This is a genomic window from Paenibacillus sp. GD4 (assembly GCF_030846225.1).
GTDB lineage: Bacteria > Bacillota > Bacilli > Paenibacillales > NBRC-103111 > Paenibacillus_G > Paenibacillus_G silviterrae.
This window is the reverse complement of sequence record NZ_JAVCYK010000002.1, coordinates 1,404,688-1,421,923: the sequence shown is the minus strand read 5'-3', so window position 1 is coordinate 1,421,923 and position 17,236 is coordinate 1,404,688. Positions and strand designations below refer to the sequence as shown.

16 protein-coding genes are annotated in these 17,236 nt (G+C 51.6%); 7 read left to right on the top strand and 9 right to left on the bottom strand.

Features of this window, described 5'->3' with window-relative positions; translation table 11 throughout:
• Positions 1–40: 40 nt before the first annotated feature.
• The 3 genes from pepF to RAC89_RS29220 form a co-directional block, all read right to left on the bottom strand.
• Positions 41–1,783 (bottom strand): oligoendopeptidase F, encoded by a 1,743-nt coding sequence (gene pepF, locus RAC89_RS29230; RefSeq protein WP_306617193.1) that lies wholly within the window; start codon positions 1,781–1,783, stop codon positions 41–43.
• A 96-nt stretch (positions 1,784–1,879) separates the two neighbouring features.
• Complete coding sequence (locus tag RAC89_RS29225; RefSeq protein ID WP_284646432.1) at positions 1,880–2,017, bottom strand: hypothetical protein; 138 nt, start codon at positions 2,015–2,017, stop codon at positions 1,880–1,882.
• Positions 2,018–2,111: 94 nt separating this feature from the next.
• Positions 2,112–2,636, bottom strand: a complete 525-nt coding sequence (locus tag RAC89_RS29220) for a GNAT family N-acetyltransferase (RefSeq protein WP_373430079.1) — start codon at positions 2,634–2,636, stop codon at positions 2,112–2,114.
• Positions 2,637–2,809: 173 nt separating this feature from the next.
• Here RAC89_RS29220 and RAC89_RS29215 point away from each other — a divergent pair, with 173 nt between their 5' ends.
• Positions 2,810–3,931, top strand: a complete 1,122-nt coding sequence (locus tag RAC89_RS29215; RefSeq protein ID WP_306617192.1) for a hypothetical protein — start codon at positions 2,810–2,812, stop codon at positions 3,929–3,931.
• A 49-nt stretch (positions 3,932–3,980) separates the two neighbouring features.
• Here the strand turns inward: RAC89_RS29215 and RAC89_RS29210 are convergent, their stop codons facing one another.
• Positions 3,981–4,754: a class I SAM-dependent methyltransferase gene (locus tag RAC89_RS29210; protein ID WP_306617191.1), complete on the bottom strand. Its 774-nt coding sequence runs from the start codon at positions 4,752–4,754 to the stop codon at positions 3,981–3,983.
• A gap of 272 nt (positions 4,755–5,026) precedes the next feature.
• On the opposite strand from RAC89_RS29210, the gene RAC89_RS29205 reads away from it, so the two are divergent.
• Positions 5,027–6,847: a PAS domain-containing sensor histidine kinase gene (locus RAC89_RS29205; RefSeq protein ID WP_306617190.1), complete on the top strand. Its 1,821-nt coding sequence runs from the start codon at positions 5,027–5,029 to the stop codon at positions 6,845–6,847.
• 206 nt (positions 6,848–7,053) lie between these two features.
• Entirely contained in the window at positions 7,054–7,254 is a 201-nt protein-coding gene (locus tag RAC89_RS29200; RefSeq protein ID WP_306617189.1) for a hypothetical protein, read from the top strand.
• Positions 7,255–7,307: 53 nt separating this feature from the next.
• On the opposite strand, the gene RAC89_RS29195 is transcribed toward RAC89_RS29200, so the two are convergent.
• On the bottom strand, positions 7,308–8,081 hold the full coding sequence (locus RAC89_RS29195; RefSeq protein ID WP_306617188.1) for a TerC family protein: 774 nt from the start codon (positions 8,079–8,081) through the stop codon (positions 7,308–7,310).
• A gap of 298 nt (positions 8,082–8,379) precedes the next feature.
• On the opposite strand from RAC89_RS29195, the gene RAC89_RS29190 reads away from it, so the two are divergent.
• Positions 8,380–9,756, top strand: a complete 1,377-nt coding sequence (locus RAC89_RS29190; RefSeq protein ID WP_306617187.1) for an immunoglobulin-like domain-containing protein — start codon at positions 8,380–8,382, stop codon at positions 9,754–9,756.
• Positions 9,757–9,836: 80 nt separating this feature from the next.
• Here RAC89_RS29190 and RAC89_RS29185 read toward each other — a convergent pair whose 3' ends face one another.
• Positions 9,837–10,583 (bottom strand): DUF1906 domain-containing protein, encoded by a 747-nt coding sequence (locus tag RAC89_RS29185; protein WP_306617186.1) that lies wholly within the window; start codon positions 10,581–10,583, stop codon positions 9,837–9,839.
• A 223-nt stretch (positions 10,584–10,806) separates the two neighbouring features.
• Here RAC89_RS29185 and RAC89_RS29180 point away from each other — a divergent pair, with 223 nt between their 5' ends.
• Entirely contained in the window at positions 10,807–11,412 is a 606-nt protein-coding gene (locus RAC89_RS29180) for a TVP38/TMEM64 family protein (protein WP_306617185.1), read from the top strand.
• A gap of 72 nt (positions 11,413–11,484) precedes the next feature.
• On the opposite strand, the gene RAC89_RS29175 is transcribed toward RAC89_RS29180, so the two are convergent.
• On the bottom strand, positions 11,485–12,246 hold the full coding sequence (locus RAC89_RS29175) for a DUF975 family protein (protein ID WP_306617184.1): 762 nt from the start codon (positions 12,244–12,246) through the stop codon (positions 11,485–11,487).
• A 159-nt stretch (positions 12,247–12,405) separates the two neighbouring features.
• Here RAC89_RS29175 and RAC89_RS29170 point away from each other — a divergent pair, with 159 nt between their 5' ends.
• Both RAC89_RS29170 and RAC89_RS29165 read left to right on the top strand, forming a co-directional pair.
• On the top strand, positions 12,406–13,149 hold the full coding sequence (locus RAC89_RS29170; protein ID WP_306617183.1) for a hypothetical protein: 744 nt from the start codon (positions 12,406–12,408) through the stop codon (positions 13,147–13,149).
• Between the two features lie 32 nt (positions 13,150–13,181).
• Complete coding sequence (locus RAC89_RS29165) at positions 13,182–13,949, top strand: exodeoxyribonuclease III (RefSeq protein WP_306617182.1); 768 nt, start codon at positions 13,182–13,184, stop codon at positions 13,947–13,949.
• A gap of 336 nt (positions 13,950–14,285) precedes the next feature.
• Here RAC89_RS29165 and RAC89_RS29160 read toward each other — a convergent pair whose 3' ends face one another.
• Positions 14,286–15,887 carry a DHA2 family efflux MFS transporter permease subunit gene (locus tag RAC89_RS29160; RefSeq protein WP_306617181.1) on the bottom strand — a complete coding sequence of 534 codons (1,602 nt, stop codon included), beginning with the start codon at positions 15,885–15,887 and terminating at the stop codon, positions 14,286–14,288.
• A gap of 14 nt (positions 15,888–15,901) precedes the next feature.
• Entirely contained in the window at positions 15,902–17,230 is a 1,329-nt protein-coding gene (locus RAC89_RS29155; RefSeq protein ID WP_306617180.1) for an efflux RND transporter periplasmic adaptor subunit, read from the bottom strand.
• Positions 17,231–17,236: the final 6 nt, after the last annotated feature.

Sequence of the window (17,236 nt, the reverse complement as noted above, 5' to 3'; positions counted from 1 at the left end):
AAAGACCTTAGCAGTAAATCCGCCAAGGCCTACAACCCTCTTAATCCATCAAAGACGCTAATTCGTCCACCATGCTACCGAACAATCGAAGCGCATCTTCAATCGGCTCCGGCGAGGACATATCGACGCCTGCTCGTTTCAGCTGCTCAAGCGGATAATCGTCCCCGCCGCTGGCCAAGAAGTCAAGGTAACGCTCGTTGCCGTTCTCCAAAATTTGCTCAGACAGCGCTATCGCCGCGGCGAACCCGGTCGCGTATTTATACACATAGAAGCTGCGATAGAAATGAGGAATCCGCATCCACTCCAGCGCGATTTCCTCGTCGATCACAACGCCGTCTCCAAAATATGTCTGATTCAGCTCGTAGTATAGCTTCGACATGCTTTCCTGCGTCAATGGCTCTCCTGCCGCGCTTCGCTCATGTACGAGCTTCTCGAATTCCGCAAACATCGTCTGACGGTACATCGTTCCCCGGAACTTATCAAGGAAGTGACTGATCAAATATCGTTTGGTCATTTTGTCTTCGGTCTTCTTGAGGAGATGGCGAATAAGCAGCGCCTCATTTACGGTGGAGGCTACCTCCGCCGTAAAAATCGTATAAAATGCATAAGTATACGGAAGAGACTTATGCGAACGATAAGCATGCATGGCGTGACCCATCTCATGAGCCAAAGTAAACATACTGCCCAAATTGTTCTTATGATTTAACAGAATGAACGGATGAACTCCGTACACCCCCCAATTATAAGCCCCGCTCGACTTGCCCTCCTTCTCGTAGACGTCGATCCATTCGGCTTCGCGGGCGTATTGGAGTGTCTGGATATATTCATCTCCCAGCGGAGCCAAGCCCTCCAGCATCGTGTCATAAGCCTCATCATACGAGATCTCCAGCTTCGATTCGGGAACAAGCGAGGTATGCATATCGTACATATGGAGCTCATCCAGACCGAGTGCCTTTTTACGCAAATCCAAATATCGATACATCGAAGGCAAATGCTTCTTCACGGTATCGATCAGGTTATCATAAACCGCCATCGGCACGTTGTCGACGAACAGGGAAGCTTCCAGCGCCGAAGAATAGCTGCGGGTTTCCGCCATGAATACGTTCTTCTTCACGTGGGAGCCATACAGACTGGCGATCGTGTTCTTCAGCTTGTCATAACCGCTATATAAATTCTTAAACGCCTGCTTGCGGGTCTCGCGGTCCTTATTCTCCAAGAACGAGATATAATTGCTCTGTGTAAGCTTCTCGTCTCCAACCGGCTCGAAGGTAATATCCGCATTGTTCAGCGCAGAGAACGCGTTCGAGGCGGTCTGCGATATATCTCCCATCCGGGCCAGCAGCCTTTCCTGCTCATCGTCCAGCACGTGCGCCTTCTTACGGACAATGCGATCAATCAGCTTGCGGTAATGAGCGAGACCCGGCTCTTCTTCATAGAATGTTTCCCATTGACCGCCCTCCACCTTCAGCATGCTTGGAACCACGAAGGAGGTCGCTGCCGAAAGCTTCGTCCCCAGCGCCTGAACCCGTTGTGTGAGTGCCTGATACTCGCTGCTTTTGTTATCGATGTCGCGGTTCATTTTGGCATAGGCAAACAGCTTGCCGAAGGTTTCCGATGCCTGGTCCTCCAGCCGGAGGATAGCTAAGAGCTCGGACGGCTTCGTCCAGCCGACATAACCGGAGAATGCTGCGATGGTATCCGTCAATCGCCGCAAATCCTCTTCCCAAGCGTCGATGCCCGGGTAAATATGATATAAATTCCATTGAACCGGTGTTGATGCCATGAACGAACAACCTCCTCAGCGATTGAGAGCTTTTTCCAGCCAATCTCGTTCATTATAGCATTTTGCCGTCCCGGAATTAAAGTTTTCTTCCGTCGGTTAATTAATAAAACCGGACCTTGCGGTTTGGATCTGATCCCGCGACTGCACGCTATTCTCCTCTATCAATACCATGCTGTAATAACCAATGAAGGCGGACAGAATGAACAAAAGGGTAAGTCTTGTTAAGCTGATCATGAATGATACCCTCCGAACGGAGCATTTTTTTATAAGATAGCTCAAGGGTATCATGCAAATCTTACATAACTCTTACCAAATCAATAAGAAATTCTTAAGAACTTATTTCCTCTTGCAGGTCAATCCAAAATCGGAGCACCACATTCCCGTTATCCTCTACGTATTCGGAATCGAGCTTCCCGCCGTTCTTGACGATGGTTCTCGCCGAAGCCTCATTGCTTCGGTCGCAGGTGACAAGAGCACGATCGAGCCCCATAGCTTTGGTAATGCCTAGTGCCAGTGACAGAATGCGGGTCGCATGCCCCTTTCTCCTTGCCGAAGGACGGATGCCATACCCGATGTTTCCGCCGCGAAGCAGCAGTTTCTCATTCAGTCTGTGGCGAATGTTAACCACACCGACTACCTGATTGTCATCGTCGATAAGCCAATATGTGGAGTGTGGAACGAGCCCTTCCGTCTCCTTCTCCCCGTCGGATAAATATTGCAGCATTTCCTCAAAAGAATAGGGCTCCTTCGCAATCACCCAAGGGACCATCTTCTCCCCGCTGGAATTCCAATCCTCATAGAAAGCGATATACTCCTCGCGCCATTCTTCGGACGGACGCACTAATCTGGACATAGGCAGTATCCTTTCTTCTGTAAATTTCATCCATGCTACCACGGCAGACCGGACATCGTCAATCAATCCGTGCTGCTTCAAAAGGCCGGACGTTGTTAGAAAAAAATGAATAATGTCCCGGGCCTCATGGGAAATGATATATAGAAGTAAATGATTTACAGTAGGGGGAAAGTATGCATCCATCATCACGAACCCAACGTTGTTTAGCCGTTCTGTTATTTCTCACAATTGCCATATCGTCTGCCCTGCAGCCAAAAGCACTGGCGGCGGCGACAGCTACCTTAACGATTAAGGCCTCTCCAGACTCCGCTATGGCTACACAATATGAAGTCGATTCCGGCTTGCTCACCCGCGGTATCCAGCATGCGGTGCGCCGGCCGAACGCTGATGCTCCTGTAACCGATGCGTACGTCACCGTTCCCGATAACCCACAAGCTAGAACATATGCTGTAGACCGCCGAGGAAATCTGTACGATGACTTATCCCGTGAGCTGCTGGTTCTGCCCCTTGCCGAGCAGTCGGAGCTGCTTCGGCACATAAATCATTTACGTGCTAAACATTACGGACAGTTCATTGCTTGGAAGGAAGCGTCCCGCATAATCCCGAGGAAGGCAAAGTTCCAGGTGAAGGACGTGGAGAGCGGCCTGACCTTTCATGTACAGCGGCGAGCCGGCAGCAATCACGCCGATGTACAGCCACTGACGAAGGAAGACACCGCTATTATGAAGAAAATCTACGATGGGCGGTGGAGCTGGCAGCGCAAGGCGATTCTTGTGCTTACGGAACAGGGACAGTATGCCGCCTCCATGCACGGCATGCCCCACGGAGGAGACGGCATTCCGGATAACGATTTTTCCGGCCATTTCTGCATCCACTTCGTCGGCAGCTCCACGCACGGTTCCGGTAACGTAGATCCGGAGCATCAGCTGATGATCTACAAAGCGGCGGGCAGATTGGACGAGTACTTCGATCAAGCCTCGCCCTATCAGGTGGTGAACGCGTTTTTCTCCGCCTTTGCCTTGAAGGACGCCCAAATTTTCCGAATGAGCTTCCGCCGGCCTACCGATCGGCAGATGGATTTCTTCGTAAAAGGAAACGGTAAAATTCAGGGGATTCTGCGAAAGCCGCCGATAGAGCAGCAGGACCTGAAGGACCGGTTGCTCATGGAGATTCCTATGGAGGTTAACATTTACCCCGAGGGACAACGCAGGATCAAGACGGGATATACCTTCCGTCTCCAAAGAGCCTCCCTGATCGACCCCTGGAAAATCGAATCCATCGAGATGATCTCCTAAGATGCCGAAGGCTGCCCCAACCTCCATAGGTTGGGACAGCCTCTTTCCATTATGAAGCCTGATGCGGAGTACGATCATAGACGGACAACGCCGCGATACGCTTATACTCCTCGGGAAATAAATAATTACGGATCACCAGATTCGAGGAGGAGGGGGTCCTTGGAGAACGGGTAAAGAAAGAGAAGCAATCACTTAGAAGATCGGTTCCTTCCCACCATACGATCTGCTCCTGACATATACAATGCAGCCCCGCTTGCCATGACAGTTCCTCGAAGACGGCTGCAGACACAGTGCTCCCCCGCCATCCGGGATTATAGTCCGTGGTAAGCTCTCCGGTCTCTTCATTGCGATACATGCCCAAATTCGAGTGATGAATGAACCCGGAGCCTCGGGGCTTCAGCTTCCTGCCGAGCTGCATCAGATAAGCCTCCATCACATCTCTTTCCACGTGAACCAGCGAGTCGTAGGAAAAAACGAAGTCAATCGATTCATCGGGGATCATATCGAGCGACTTGCCGTCATTGACAAAATAACGGATGTGACGGTCCTCGGCGAAACGGTTACGGCAATAATCAATTCCGGCGGCAGATAAGTCTACAATCGTCAGCTCCCGGCACAGCTGCTTCAGGAATTGTGTGCAGCGTCCGTAGCCCGGCGCAATCTCCAGCACATTGCCCGCAGGAAGAAATCTGGAAATACGTGGGTACAGCGTTCCCATCCATAGACCCGATGTTCCTCCCCACCATTCCGACCATTCGTCACCTGCTTGCGGCCAATGATATTGGCGCGACCAAGTTGCGTTGTTCTCTTCAATGCTAGGCATGTCGATCTCCCTTTCTACTTTACTAGAATCTACCATTTGGTAAATTTTATTCCAGTATATTGGAAAGTGAAACAACAAACAATCCTTTACCTACTCTGTTACCACTATTAAATTTAAATTAATTTATGGTAAAATGATTGAAAACCTATGATATGATCAAACTGCTGCGAATCGTGTATTGGAAATGAGCTAGATAGGAAGCTAGACATGCCGATATCAAATTACCCTTTTCTTTCAAACTTCCACTGCTTCTTATGAAAGGAATTATGATCATGGCAAATCTAAGGATGGACAAGGATGCTTTCTTTGTTCATGCGTTCGAGAAGGCTCCTATCGGCATGGCTTTCGTATCTTTGAACGGATATTTTCTAAAAGCGAACGAAGCGCTGCGTCATATGTTCGGATATTCCAATGATGAGCTGCTCGCCATGCGTTATCAAGACATTACGGAGAAGCAGGATCTCGAATCTAGCATGGAACAAGTCAGGAAATTGCTAGAAGGTGAAGCGGATCATTTTCAGTTAGAAAAACGTTATGTCCACCCTTCCGGCCGTCTATTATGGGGGCTGACAAGTGCATCTCTGGTTCGTGACGAGGAGGGAACGGCGCTTTATTTCATCGTTCAGCTTCAGGACATTACCACACGAAAGTGCACGGAAAAGCAGCTGCAGGTTAGCAAGCAGCGATACAAGTCGCTCGTTGAGCAGCATCCTGACCTGGTGATGTCCATAGCGTTGGACGGGACACTCCTTCAAGTAAACGATGCCTGCGAGAGGGTTACCGGCTACTCGAAGCACGAGATGCCGGAAGCTTTTGCCGACATGCTGATGAAAGATCAAGAGCTGTTCCAGAAGCATTATGAAGAGGTGCTCCTAGGAACATCTCAAGAATTCGAAGGACGCATCACCCACAAGTCGGGACGTGAGGTGCTGCTGCGCGTGACCTACGTACCGATAATCATAGAGGATCGCATTGTTGGTATTTATGCCATCTCCAAGGACGTTACCGATTTCAAACGGACTACCGAGCAGCTGCGGCATCATCAAGAGCTGTATGAGCTGATCTCGGGCCATGCCCAAGAAATCATTATGTATGCTAAGCCGGACGGGCACATCGAGTATATTTCACCGGCGGTTCAAGCGAAGCTTGGCTTCATCCCGGAGGAATTGAAAGGGTGGCACTTGGCCGATCTGTGGCATCCGGAGGATGCTCCCCTGCTAAGAAGCTACGGATTGTTTCAGGATTCGGATGAAGATGTGATCACCAGTCGCATGAGGCACAGGAACGGTCACGAGCTTTGGTTCGAAACGACATTCAAGGCCATACGTAACGGGCAGGGTGACATAGAAAAGCTGCTGGGCATCAGCCGCGACATCTCGGATCGAAAGGCAGCGGAGGAAGAGGCAAAGCGGACACAGCAGATTATGCTCAATACCGAGAAGCTGTCTCTCGCCGGTCAGCTGGCCGCAGGGATTGCCCACGAAATCCGCAATCCGCTCACCGCGATTAAAGGCTTCCTGCAGCTTCTGGAGCGTCAGATCACGCAAAAGCCGCAGTACTTTGAGATCATTTCCGAAGAGATGAATCGGATTGAGCTCATTCTGAACGAATTGCTTCTTCTGGCAAAGCCGCGCGAGGCCGACTTTCTAAGTAAGGATGTCAGGCAGGTAATTACGCAGGTCATCCAGCTTCTTGAGTCGCAAGCGCTCATGAAAAATGTGCAATTGACGGCGATCATGCAGGAGGCCGAGCTGTCGGTTCACTGCGACGAGAACCAGTTGAAGCAAGTATTTATTAATTTTATTAAAAATGCGATAGAATCCATGTCGAACGGCGGAGTCATCTCCATCGAGGCATTTACGGATCCAAACGGCCGGATGGCGGTCATCAGCATCCAGGATCAGGGCTGCGGCATTCCAAGCGATCAGCTGGCAAGGCTGGGGGAACCCTTTTATACGACGAAGGAAAAGGGCTCCGGGCTCGGCTTTATGGTAAGCAAGCGCATTATCGAGGATCATCAAGGACAGCTGCGCGTTAGCAGCGTAGTGAACCAGGGGACGCTGGTGCAAGTGGTTCTGCCGCTCGTCCCTTAAGAAGGAAGCCCCATAGCCGCTAATAACGGCCATGCGGGCTATTTCTTATTTATGGCGGTTTGGAAAAAATTTATTTTTGTTCTAATATTTCGACAGTAAGTGCAGAAGAGCTGATATACAATCATTCTTGCTAGTAACCTATGATAATCCTCTTCATAGACTTCGCATAAGGAACGAACGACACTACTAAGGAGGAATTTATCAGCATGATGCAGGATGACGGTATAATGGATGTGCAGCAATCGATTCCGTGCCCGAATTGCGGCCGAACGATGCGATTGAATTATGTGCTTTGGAAAGAGCCCCGGTATGTTTGTGAAAGCTTCCGGCAGGGCAAGGATTGCGAAATGGTTCTTATGCTGAAGGAATATAGACCGAACTTTGACCGCAGTGCCTCCGCTTCCTAATGACACAAGCACCGGCCTACCGGATGGTAGAATCGGTGCTTGTTTTTTTGAACTTAGGCATGGCCAGCTTTGGAAGGCTTGTTGCTGGGTGCAAACCAACCAAGAAGGGCTATTGCTATTAAGACAGCATAGAAGACCAAGGTCCAGCCTGTGCTATGAGGAAAATGAGGATCCAAAATCCTAATATCCTCGTGGGCAAGCGTTATTACAGCCAGCTTTACCCCAACCCAGGCTACGATCGCATAGGCCGTTGTCTCCAGCGCCGGACGTTGCCCAAGCAGCTTTACAAACCAGGTGGCTGCATATTTTATTAAGACTAAGCCGGCGATCCCGCCAAGAACCACTACAATAAATTGTCCGCCGTCCATCCCGCCGAAATCGCCAAGTGGCGAATCCGGTAATCCAAGGGCAAGCGCTACGGCAGCAAGAATGGAATCAATTGCAAAAGCGAGATCAGCCAGCGCAATTTTTCCTACTGTAGGCCAAAAGCCTTTCCCTGAAGCCTCTTGCTTTACATCCTTGTGAATATTTTCATGTTTCTTACCAAGCCGCGCTTGGATGATGTGCTTTAGACCTAGGTATAGAAGATAGGCCGCGCCAATCGCCTGCACCTGCCAGACATTTGCAATAAAGGAAATCGCAAAAAGAGCGGCAAAGCGAAAAACAAAGGCCATAATGATCCCATAGTTAATAGCTCGGTTCTTCTGTTCATCCGGTAAATGCTTGGCAATCACCGCCAGCACCAATGCGTTGTCGGCCGACAGTAATCCCTCCAAACCGATAAGAATGAGTAAAGCCCACGCATATTCCAACCACAATGACTCCAACTTGAATTTCCCCCTTCTACAGCTATGGTAAGTATAGTCTGCCAATAAAGTCATTTTTTATAATTTTCCTTGCCCGACAATACATATACGTAATTCATTGCCGTTAAGGTTCATTTCATTTTTCCCCGATCAGGAGCGGAGCGAGGTAGTATTCCGGAATCATGTTCAGAAAAATTTTCCAGCCGTGCCCCCTCATTCGAATCAATGCCTCCGAATGCTTCTGATGTATCCATTCTTTGGCAGGAATGAAGCCGCATGGGCGGCTTACATATTCATTAGAAGAAAGAGGGATGAACCGATGAAAAACTTCACCAAGCATGCCGTATCCACCGCTATTTTGCTTGCAGCCATTGCCGTACCAAGCGTCGCACTTGCCGACAAACCCGATCATGGGGAGAAGAAAACCGGACTGGAGCGCGCACTTCAGAGCGGAAAGAAAAGCGATCGGGCACGGGAAGTGCTTGAGCGTAACCTCGAACGCAAGCTGCAGCGTGAGCATGACGAGAATGATGAAGAAAAATCCGATGCATACATCGTGGCTAAAGATAAAGAGGAACTTTCTATCGACTTCGGCGGGACTGATACCGCAGACAGCGTGACGCTGCCGCTGGACGGCTTGCCGGCGAAGGGGGAGCATGGCTCCAGCATTACATGGGTGTCCAGTAACTCTGCGGTCCTGTCGAATGACGGCAAGACGCTCCACCGACCCGCCTATGGAAGCGCTGATGCAAAGGTGACACTCACGGCAACGCTCACCTACGGGTCGGCCACGGCAACGAAAACGTTTGAATTGACCGTTAAGAGCCAATGGACGGATGCCCAGCGCGTTGCCGCGGATAAAGAGGCTCTCGCCATCACGTTCAGCGGCTCCGACTCCCTTAGCAGTGTCACAGGTCCTGTAACTCTGCCGGCAACGGGACTTCACGGATCTTCCATCACTTGGCTCTCCAGCAACACCTCCGTCGTATCGAATGACGGACGTACCGTGGTTCGGCCGGCAGCAGGATCAGGGGATGCAACCGTAGCCCTGACGGCAGTAATCACTTATAACGGCGTGAGTGAAACAAAGACCTTTACACTGACGGTGAAACAGCAGCTCACAGCACAGCAGAAGCTGGCGGCGGACAAAGAAGCGCTCGCCATTACGTTCGCAGACTCGGATTCGCTCAGCAGTGTGACGCGTCCGGTTACGCTCCCGGTCACCGGTGCGAATGGCTCTACCATTACATGGACTTCCAGCTATCCTGCCGTACTGTCAGCGGACGGTAAAACGGTGAACCGCCCTGCATACGGTGCAGGCGACGCAACGGTTGTCCTGACCGCCACTCTCTCGAACAGCGGCCTGGCGGATGTGAAGGTATTCACAGTGATCGTGAAGCAGCAGCTCAGCGACGCACAGAAGGTGGCGTCCGATAAAGAGGCGCTTGCCATTACGTACAGCGGCACCGATACGGCTTCCAGTGTGACCGGTGCGTTAACGCTTCCTGCCGTTGGGGTGAACGGTTCGACAATCATGTGGGTTTCCAGCGCTCCAGCCATCATTTCGAATGACGGGAAAACGGTTGTTCGTCCGCTGGATGGCCAAGGGGACGCAAGCGTAACACTAACTGCGATTATTGTCGGTAACGGGTACAGCGATACGAAAACCTTTACCGTTACGGTGAAAGAAAGATAAAGAAAAAAACTTCTGCTGGATGCCTACCTAAGGCGACAGCAGAAGTTTTTTTATTTGGTCGTTCAAAGCTTCCCCGCTCCTTACTCCACCGGAAGACCGGAAGCTCTCCGAAGCTCGTTGGCCAGCCAGTGGAGATAATCCTTCTGTTCCTGGTCATCCGTTTCGTACCATGCGGGAGAAATCCATGTATTGATTATGGTTTGGGCTACGCCTGGATCCAGCACGATGTCCTCACCTCCGACGTTTCCGTTTGTGCTCCACCATCCCTCTGATCCGTAAGACTCATTCAGGTCGACCAGAATGCCGTTCATCGATATATTATTGCGGTACTGATAAATGTGTCTTGCAGGGGATTGCCGCCCCCCGCTCCAAGCATACGTTTGCCAGAATCGGGAGCAAGCGCCCGCAGCACTAACCGCTTCTACGACTCTGTAGGATCCGTAGACCCCTGTATTAAAATTCGGGGTGGCTTCACTGCAGGCCCGAATATATTCGATTACCGTTGGAAGCTGAGCGTTGGTTGCGTCGAAGTCCACTGCGAAGTAAATGGTGCTGCCTTCAGGCTGTCCCACCTCCGCAGCGACTTGTAAAGCTGTCGCCCCATCCGCCAGCCCGGCGCTTCTGCCTCCTAGCGCCCTGTCTGCCGTCGTTTCGAATACCGATACGACCTGCATCCCGGCCTCGCTGATGATCTCGGCTTCCTCTCTTGTCAAGCGCTTCCAACCGGTGGGAACAAGATAGCGGCAAACAAATTCGTAGCCGTCATTCGCAAAAGCCGTTGCGGTTTGAGCCGTTAAGGGAGTTGAGCAATCGATGCCTTTTGCCATTGGTGATCCCTCCTTTACTTATCAGCATATGATGTAAATTTGTGCCTCGCGGCGGCTAATGCGGATATTTCGTCAAAAATAGGCAACTGTCTCTTGTTTCCTTGCGCCGGGCGATACAGCCTGTTTCGTTCCGGTGAGACTGCTTGTAACCAGAAGTGCTTTCCAGTAGTATGGAGTAGAAATGATTCCTATTACACAAGATCAGGGTCGGTGAAACGAAGCGATGAGCCCAGAATGGATAACGAATGTAACGGAAGAGAACCTGCTGGCGCTGCTCGAGCAATTCCGATCCTGGGGACCGCTGCCGGGCATCCTCCTGACCTTTCTTAAATCGTTCATTCCCCCGCTGCCTACGTTACTCATCGTTGGCCTGAATGCAGTCGTATATGGACTTTGGCTCGGCTTCCTGTATTCCTGGATCGGTATGGTCAGCGGCTGCATGGCAACCTTCCTGCTTGTCCGCCGGATTGCGGGTCATCGCCTGCTTGAGCGCTGGTACCGCAAGCCCAAGGTACAGCGGGGCATGCTTTGGATCCGCCGCAATGCCTTCAGCTACGTATTTCTCTTAAGCTTGTTCCCTGTAGGCCCGTTCGTGGTAGTGAATATGGCGGCCGGACTGGCAGGCATGAGAATACGGTCGTTCGCCCTTGCGGTTGCCGCCGGCAAAGGCATCATGATTTTTACCGTTTCTTATTTCGGTCATGATCCCTCCCGCTATGCGGAGAATCCCTGGAGCCTTCTGTACATCGCTGCGATGATTATCGGCTCCCTGGTAGTGATTCGTAAGCTTGAGGCCCGTTATACCAAACAGCTGCAGCATGAGACGTGAAAAAGCCACCCTAGGAGACCAAGTGTCTCGAAGGGTGGCTGTATTATTGGTGGAGCCTATACCGCGGGCGGGCTAAAGTCGCAGCTCTTCCTCGCTGGTAATTCCCTGCTGAATCGCAAGGCGGCGAAGCGTGCGGTAAAGCTCCGCCTTCGTCGAATCCACATAAGGCATGACGAAGAAAATGCCGACGAAAAATACAATGAGGCCCAACAAATACCATCCGATAAAAGAAAGATCAAGAACCCACATCCGGAATTTATGTCCGGCGGTCATTTGCTTGCTGAGCTCGACGGCGCGCTTGTAGCCGATATTCGGATTATCGCTCAGGATATAGGGTACCAGGCTATAGGCGTACGTCTTGACAATGCCCGGGATGATCAGCAGCAGGTACCAAAGGAAGGTGAGCAGTCCTCTCCAGAACATAGCTTTAATAATGTCCCAGTACCTGCCCTTGTCAAAAGAATAGACGATATGAGCGAGATTCACGTCCTGCTCCGCGGCCTGCTTGAAGTAGAGTCTTCCTCCCACCTCAAGAGGATAGCCCAGCAGGATTCGAAATGCCATCACGATGACAAAAACGACAAGGCCGATCAGCAGGGCTATCGCCAGGATCACCCAAACCAGAGAACCGTCTCCGTCAGGGGAAAAGGAATTCCAGCCGAAGGAAGGCGAATTCCCCGATGTATTGCTGCTGCTGCCCCCCCCTCCAAAATTATAGGAGCCCCCTAACCCTCCTGTCGCAATAACAATCACCAGACTGGCCAGAAACGCCTTCCAGTAGGAGCCTTTGAGTGCCTCCTTAGCTCTGGCTTTGAGCTCCGCTCGTGTCCACAAACTGCATTCCTCCTTTTAAAAAATAAATGGATGATCAATATTACGCTATCTCTTCTGATTAGTTTCGTTTACTATCCTATACATCTTCACGGGAGAAGATGATTGAAGTGACAAAATCATGTTAAAATAGACAATAATGAGAAGAAAGGCGGAGATCCAATGGAGCATTCGTTTACGATCGAACCGGCCAGCTATTATGCCTTCGATACCGAGTCCGATTTGCTGGACAAGTGTAAGGAATGGGGACTGCTGTCGGAGAAGGCGGCCAAGACCAAAAGTTTTTATTATAAGGGAAACGGAAAGCACCTCGCGTGCAGCATTGTCGGTTATGTGGATGACATGACGGCCGTTATTGAATTCGATAATCAGCAGAGGCACTGTATCCATCCCTCTTACCTGAAAGAAATGCAGGCGGCGAGCTACAGCCAGAAGCTGGTCACCTCCACCGATGTCGAGCAAGAAGGTGCTTCGGATACGGCCGATGGGGAGACGACTGCCAAAGCGCAGTCCGCGAAGGACAAGCCCTCAGCGGAAGCGGCGCCGAAGAGCAAGCCCGTTAAGGAGCCGGCTCAGCCGAAGGCCCCTAAGACGCCTAGAGCGCCTAAGCTTGAGCTTCCTGAGGGGAAGGTCAGCATGATCGCAACGGTCAAGGAGTTCGCGACGGTTCCGAATCATTTTGCCGATACGGATGACGAGGTCATCATTTACGAAGCGGTATCGATTACGGATCCCGAGACGGAGGTCGGAACGGCCTGGTCCAGCCACAGCAATACGATGAAAAAGCTGGAGCTGGAGGTTGGCGATACGATTACCTTCGATGCCAAGATCGTAGCCAAGAAGCTGACGAAGCATCCGGTTCCTTATAAAATTAATAATCCAGCTAAGATTAACAAAGTTAAGTAATGTGGGAATGAAAGTCGGGGAGAGGAACTGCAATGAAACTGATATCCTGGAATGTGAATGGCCTTCGGGCCTGTGTCAATAAAGGGTTTAACGAGTATTTCGCCCGGATGAACGCCGATATCGTCTGCGTGCAGGAGACGAAGCTGCAGGAGGGCCAGATTGCGCTGGATTACGGCGAGGAGTATGAGCAGTATTGGAATTACGCGGAGAAGAAGGGATATTCCGGCACTGCGGTTTTTACAAGGCTAAAGCCGCTCTCTGTACGCTATGGGATGGAAGAGGACTCTGAGCCGGAGGGCCGCATCCTGACATTGGAGTTTGAAGCATTTTATCTCGTCACCGTCTACACCCCCAACGCGAAGCGGGACTTGTCCCGTCTGGAATATCGGCTCGAATGGGAGGATCGCTTTCGTGGATACCTTAAGGAGCTGGACGCCAGGAAGCCGGTCATCGTCTGCGGTGACCTGAACGTAGCTCATCAGGAGATTGACATCAAGAACGCCAAGTCCAACCGGGGCAATTCCGGCTTCACGGACGAAGAGCGGGAGAAGCTGTCGTTGCTGCTGGAGGCCGGGTTCACCGATACGTTCCGGCATTTCTACCCGGACAAGACCGATGCCTTTACCTGGTGGTCCAACATGCCCAAGGTGCGGGAGCGGAATGTCGGCTGGCGTATTGACTATTTTCTCTGCTCGTCACGGCTGGAGCCTGCCTTGGCCGACGCCCAGATACACGCCGAGGTACTGGGCAGCGACCATTGCCCGATCGTGCTGGAGATTGATGAGATAAACATTTCATAACGTTTAGTATTGATAACATGAAGGGGCTCCCAAAGGTTCATGCAGATCATGATGCATGACTATGGGCAGCCCCTTCTCGCGATCGGGAGAATGATCAGCCAGGATTCATGGGTTCAATCCGAGAGATGTTTGCCATTTCTGCAAAAGTACAAAAATCATTATGAGATAGAATGGTTTACGTGAATATTTGTGAGAAAATACATAAATCTTCCACCCCTAGCCGCTTAACAGGTCGAAATCCCCAAAAAATGATGCCTTATAGCACAAATCGCTCTGTATGGGAGATCCATGCAGAGCGATTTGTGCCGTTTTGCAGCTTTAAGCATACCCGGAGACTTACATCTCTATCATCACATGCTGCTTGTCAGCCCCATGCTCTGCTTCCGCCCCTGCTTTCCTTCTCCTAATCATAAAAAAGACCAGGACCATCGAGATAAAAGCAGGGATGGCGGAGATTAACAGTGTTTCGGCGATGCCGCGGGTTAAGGCTTCCTTCTGTATGACGGCTGCCAATACACCGCTGACACCCCCCGCGGCCGATAACGAATCCGTCCCCAGCTCCATGTAACGATGAGCCACATTTGTTTGAAACTCATTGAAAGCAGGCGTCGTCACATCGATTTTCTCGGCGATATGCGAAGCGTAGTTTGTTGTGCTTCGGGTCATGATGCTTGTAAGCGCGGCAATCCCGAGCGACGCCATAACGTTCCGGAATACATTGGATAATGACGATGCTCTGCCGATCATACTGTTGGGAAGGGTATTCAGCCCTGCAGACGATAACGGCATCATACAGAGGCCGATTCCGATCCCGCGGATGACCAGCATCCAGGTGATCCAGTGATGCGGCGTATTTTGCGCAATATTGTGCAGCTCGACCGTAACGCACCCGACGAGCGCCAAACCGATGACGCTAAGCGGCACAGGGCCGTACTTGGACGTCAGCTTCCCTGCTACGGGCATCATGAAGGCCATCGCAATGGATTGCGGCATCATGAGCATTCCCGTCTGCATAGGCGTCATCCCCAGCACGTTCTGGATGTACACCGGCATCAGATAGACGCCGCCCTGCATCGCAATCATCACGAAGCTGGAGGCGATAAGGCTGATGGTGAAGAGCGAATTTTTGAACAGATGAAAATCCATGATCGGATTCTCCTTACCGAGCTCAACCCACAGCAGAAACACAAAGCTGAAGAACGAGATAAAGAAAAGCGAGACGATATACAGTGAGGTCCAGCCTTCCTTCTGCCCGTCGGTAAGTGCCAGCAGCAGCGTACCGAACATCACCATGGACAGGAAAGAGCCCATAAAGTCGAACTTTAAGCCCTCTTGCTTCGGCGTTTCCTTCAAGAGAAGATAGCCGAGGATGATGGCCAGAATTCCGATAGGTAAATTAATATAGAACAGGTAGCGCCAGCTGAAGTGGTCCACCAAATAACCGCTTAGCGTCGGGCCCATGGCCGGAGCGGCCATCGCGGAGATGCCCCAGACGCCCATCGCTACCTGAACCTTGTCCCGGGGCACAATTTGGTACAGCATCGCCATACCGATCGGCATGATAAAGCCGCCGCCCAAGCCCTGAATGATCCGTGCCGCGATAAGGCTGGAATTGCTCCAGGCCATGCCGCACAGGGCCGAACCGATGACAAAAGCGATTAATGTCGTTAAGAACGTCGTTTTGTAGCCGAAACGATCGGCCAGATAACCGCCCATCGGCACGACGACGGCGGAAGCCAGCATGTACCCGGTTACCACCCACTCCACGTCGTTCTGGGATACCCCGAAGACCGCCATCAGCTTCGGCAGGGCCACGTTCATCAGGCTGCTGTCCAGTATAGCCATGAAGGTACCGATAATCAGGACGATGACCGGCAGCCAATAGCCTTCCTTAGGCTGCAGCTGCGGTTCCGCTGCAGTAATGGAAGCTTGCGTCATTCGCTTCAGCCCCCTTATTCCGCATGAACCTTAGCGCCGTCGGTTACTGCTTCTCCCGGCTTCAGGACGATTTGATCGTTACTCTTCAGTGAATCGCCCTTGACATAGACCCATTCTTCATTTTTCTCTTCGACCTGAATCTGCACTTTCTGAGCAACCCCGTTGCTGACACGGTATACGAAGGTGCCTCCCCCGCTCTTCAGCAAAGCGCTCTTCGGCAGCTCAACCCGGCTTGAAGCGGAAGCGCCGAAGGCTACGGAAGCTACTGCGCCGGCGCGAAGTGATTCATCGGAATTTTTGACAAGCACCTTAACGGGAAACGTATTATTATTGGCATCAGACACGGGAGAGACGAAGGAAACGACCCCGTCAAACGTTTTGTTCGGAACACTCGGTACGGTTACCTTCACCTCTGCCCCTTCTTTTACCTGCCCTATGAGACTTTCGGGAACGCTAACCTCCACCTTAACCGAATCCATGCTCACCATGGTCAACAGCTCCGTACCGGAAGGCATCGAGGTAAAAGCCATTTCTCCGGGCTGAACGGAGCGCTTGACTACGATGCCGTCCGATGGAGCCTTGATAGCGGCGTTGTCAATCGCATTCTTCGAAAGCTCCAGGGACGCTTTAGCCAGATCGACCTGCGCTCTCAAGGCCGCAATTGTGTCACTGGTTGCGCCGGCACGAGACAGCTCCAGCTTCGCAGTAGCGGCCGAGAGCGCGGCTTGTGCGGAGCTTTGCGCAGCAAGGGATTGATTATATCCTGTGCTTGCCTTCTCGAAATTCACATGGGCTGCTTCAAGCTCATCCTTGGACAACAAACCCTCATCATATCGATTCTGAAGCTGATTATGCGTTTTGGTGGCTAAGTCCAATACAGCCTTGGCCTGCTCGACCGCTGCCCTAGCCGTATCCAGACCTCCCCGGGCTTGCGTTACCGCAGCTTCCGCCGCTTGAAGATCCTGCGGCCTTGCTCCATTCAAGGTATCGTTCAGCTTAGCCTGCGCCGCGTCTACATTCGCTTGGGCTTGCGCCTGCTGCTGCAACAAATCGGCCGTATCCAATTGGAGGAGCACATCGCCCTTCTTCACCTTGGAGCCCTCGTCAACGAACACCTCAGCGACACGGCCCGGAAGCTTCGAATAAATATGAACGGTTTGGAGCGGAGCGATTTTGCCGCTTGCTCCGGGGACACCCGCGGCAGCGCTTAGCGTAATCACCTTGACCCCAATGGAGCCGGCTGAAGAGGCTTGTGCGGGAGTCCCTGCATTGCAGCCTGTCAGCGCTGCCGTGGATGCAGACAGGATCGCTGCTGCCGTAAGAATATGCAAATAGTTCTTCATGTCAGG

Excerpts from the sequence above, each read along its gene's own strand:
- RAC89_RS29215 (WP_306617192.1), top strand. The coding sequence starts at position 2,810 with ATGCATCCATCATCACGAACCCAACGTTGTTTAGCCGTTCTGTTATTT.
- RAC89_RS29165 (WP_306617182.1), top strand. The coding sequence starts at position 13,182 with ATGAAACTGATATCCTGGAATGTGAATGGCCTTCGGGCCTGTGTCAAT.
- RAC89_RS29190 (WP_306617187.1), top strand. The coding sequence starts at position 8,380 with ATGAAAAACTTCACCAAGCATGCCGTATCCACCGCTATTTTGCTTGCA.
- RAC89_RS29200 (WP_306617189.1), top strand. The coding sequence starts at position 7,054 with ATGATGCAGGATGACGGTATAATGGATGTGCAGCAATCGATTCCGTGC.
- RAC89_RS29180 (WP_306617185.1), top strand. The coding sequence starts at position 10,807 with ATGAGCCCAGAATGGATAACGAATGTAACGGAAGAGAACCTGCTGGCG.
- RAC89_RS29205 (WP_306617190.1), top strand. The coding sequence starts at position 5,027 with ATGGCAAATCTAAGGATGGACAAGGATGCTTTCTTTGTTCATGCGTTC.
- RAC89_RS29170 (WP_306617183.1), top strand. The coding sequence starts at position 12,406 with ATGGAGCATTCGTTTACGATCGAACCGGCCAGCTATTATGCCTTCGAT.
- RAC89_RS29160 (WP_306617181.1), bottom strand. The coding sequence starts at position 15,887 with ATGACGCAAGCTTCCATTACTGCAGCGGAACCGCAGCTGCAGCCTAAG.
- RAC89_RS29155 (WP_306617180.1), bottom strand. The coding sequence starts at position 17,230 with ATGAAGAACTATTTGCATATTCTTACGGCAGCAGCGATCCTGTCTGCA.
- pepF (WP_306617193.1), bottom strand. The coding sequence starts at position 1,783 with ATGGCATCAACACCGGTTCAATGGAATTTATATCATATTTACCCGGGC.
- RAC89_RS29210 (WP_306617191.1), bottom strand. The coding sequence starts at position 4,754 with ATGCCTAGCATTGAAGAGAACAACGCAACTTGGTCGCGCCAATATCAT.
- RAC89_RS29225 (WP_284646432.1), bottom strand. The coding sequence starts at position 2,017 with ATGATCAGCTTAACAAGACTTACCCTTTTGTTCATTCTGTCCGCCTTC.
- RAC89_RS29185 (WP_306617186.1), bottom strand. The coding sequence starts at position 10,583 with ATGGCAAAAGGCATCGATTGCTCAACTCCCTTAACGGCTCAAACCGCA.
- RAC89_RS29220 (WP_373430079.1), bottom strand. The coding sequence starts at position 2,636 with ATGTCCAGATTAGTGCGTCCGTCCGAAGAATGGCGCGAGGAGTATATC.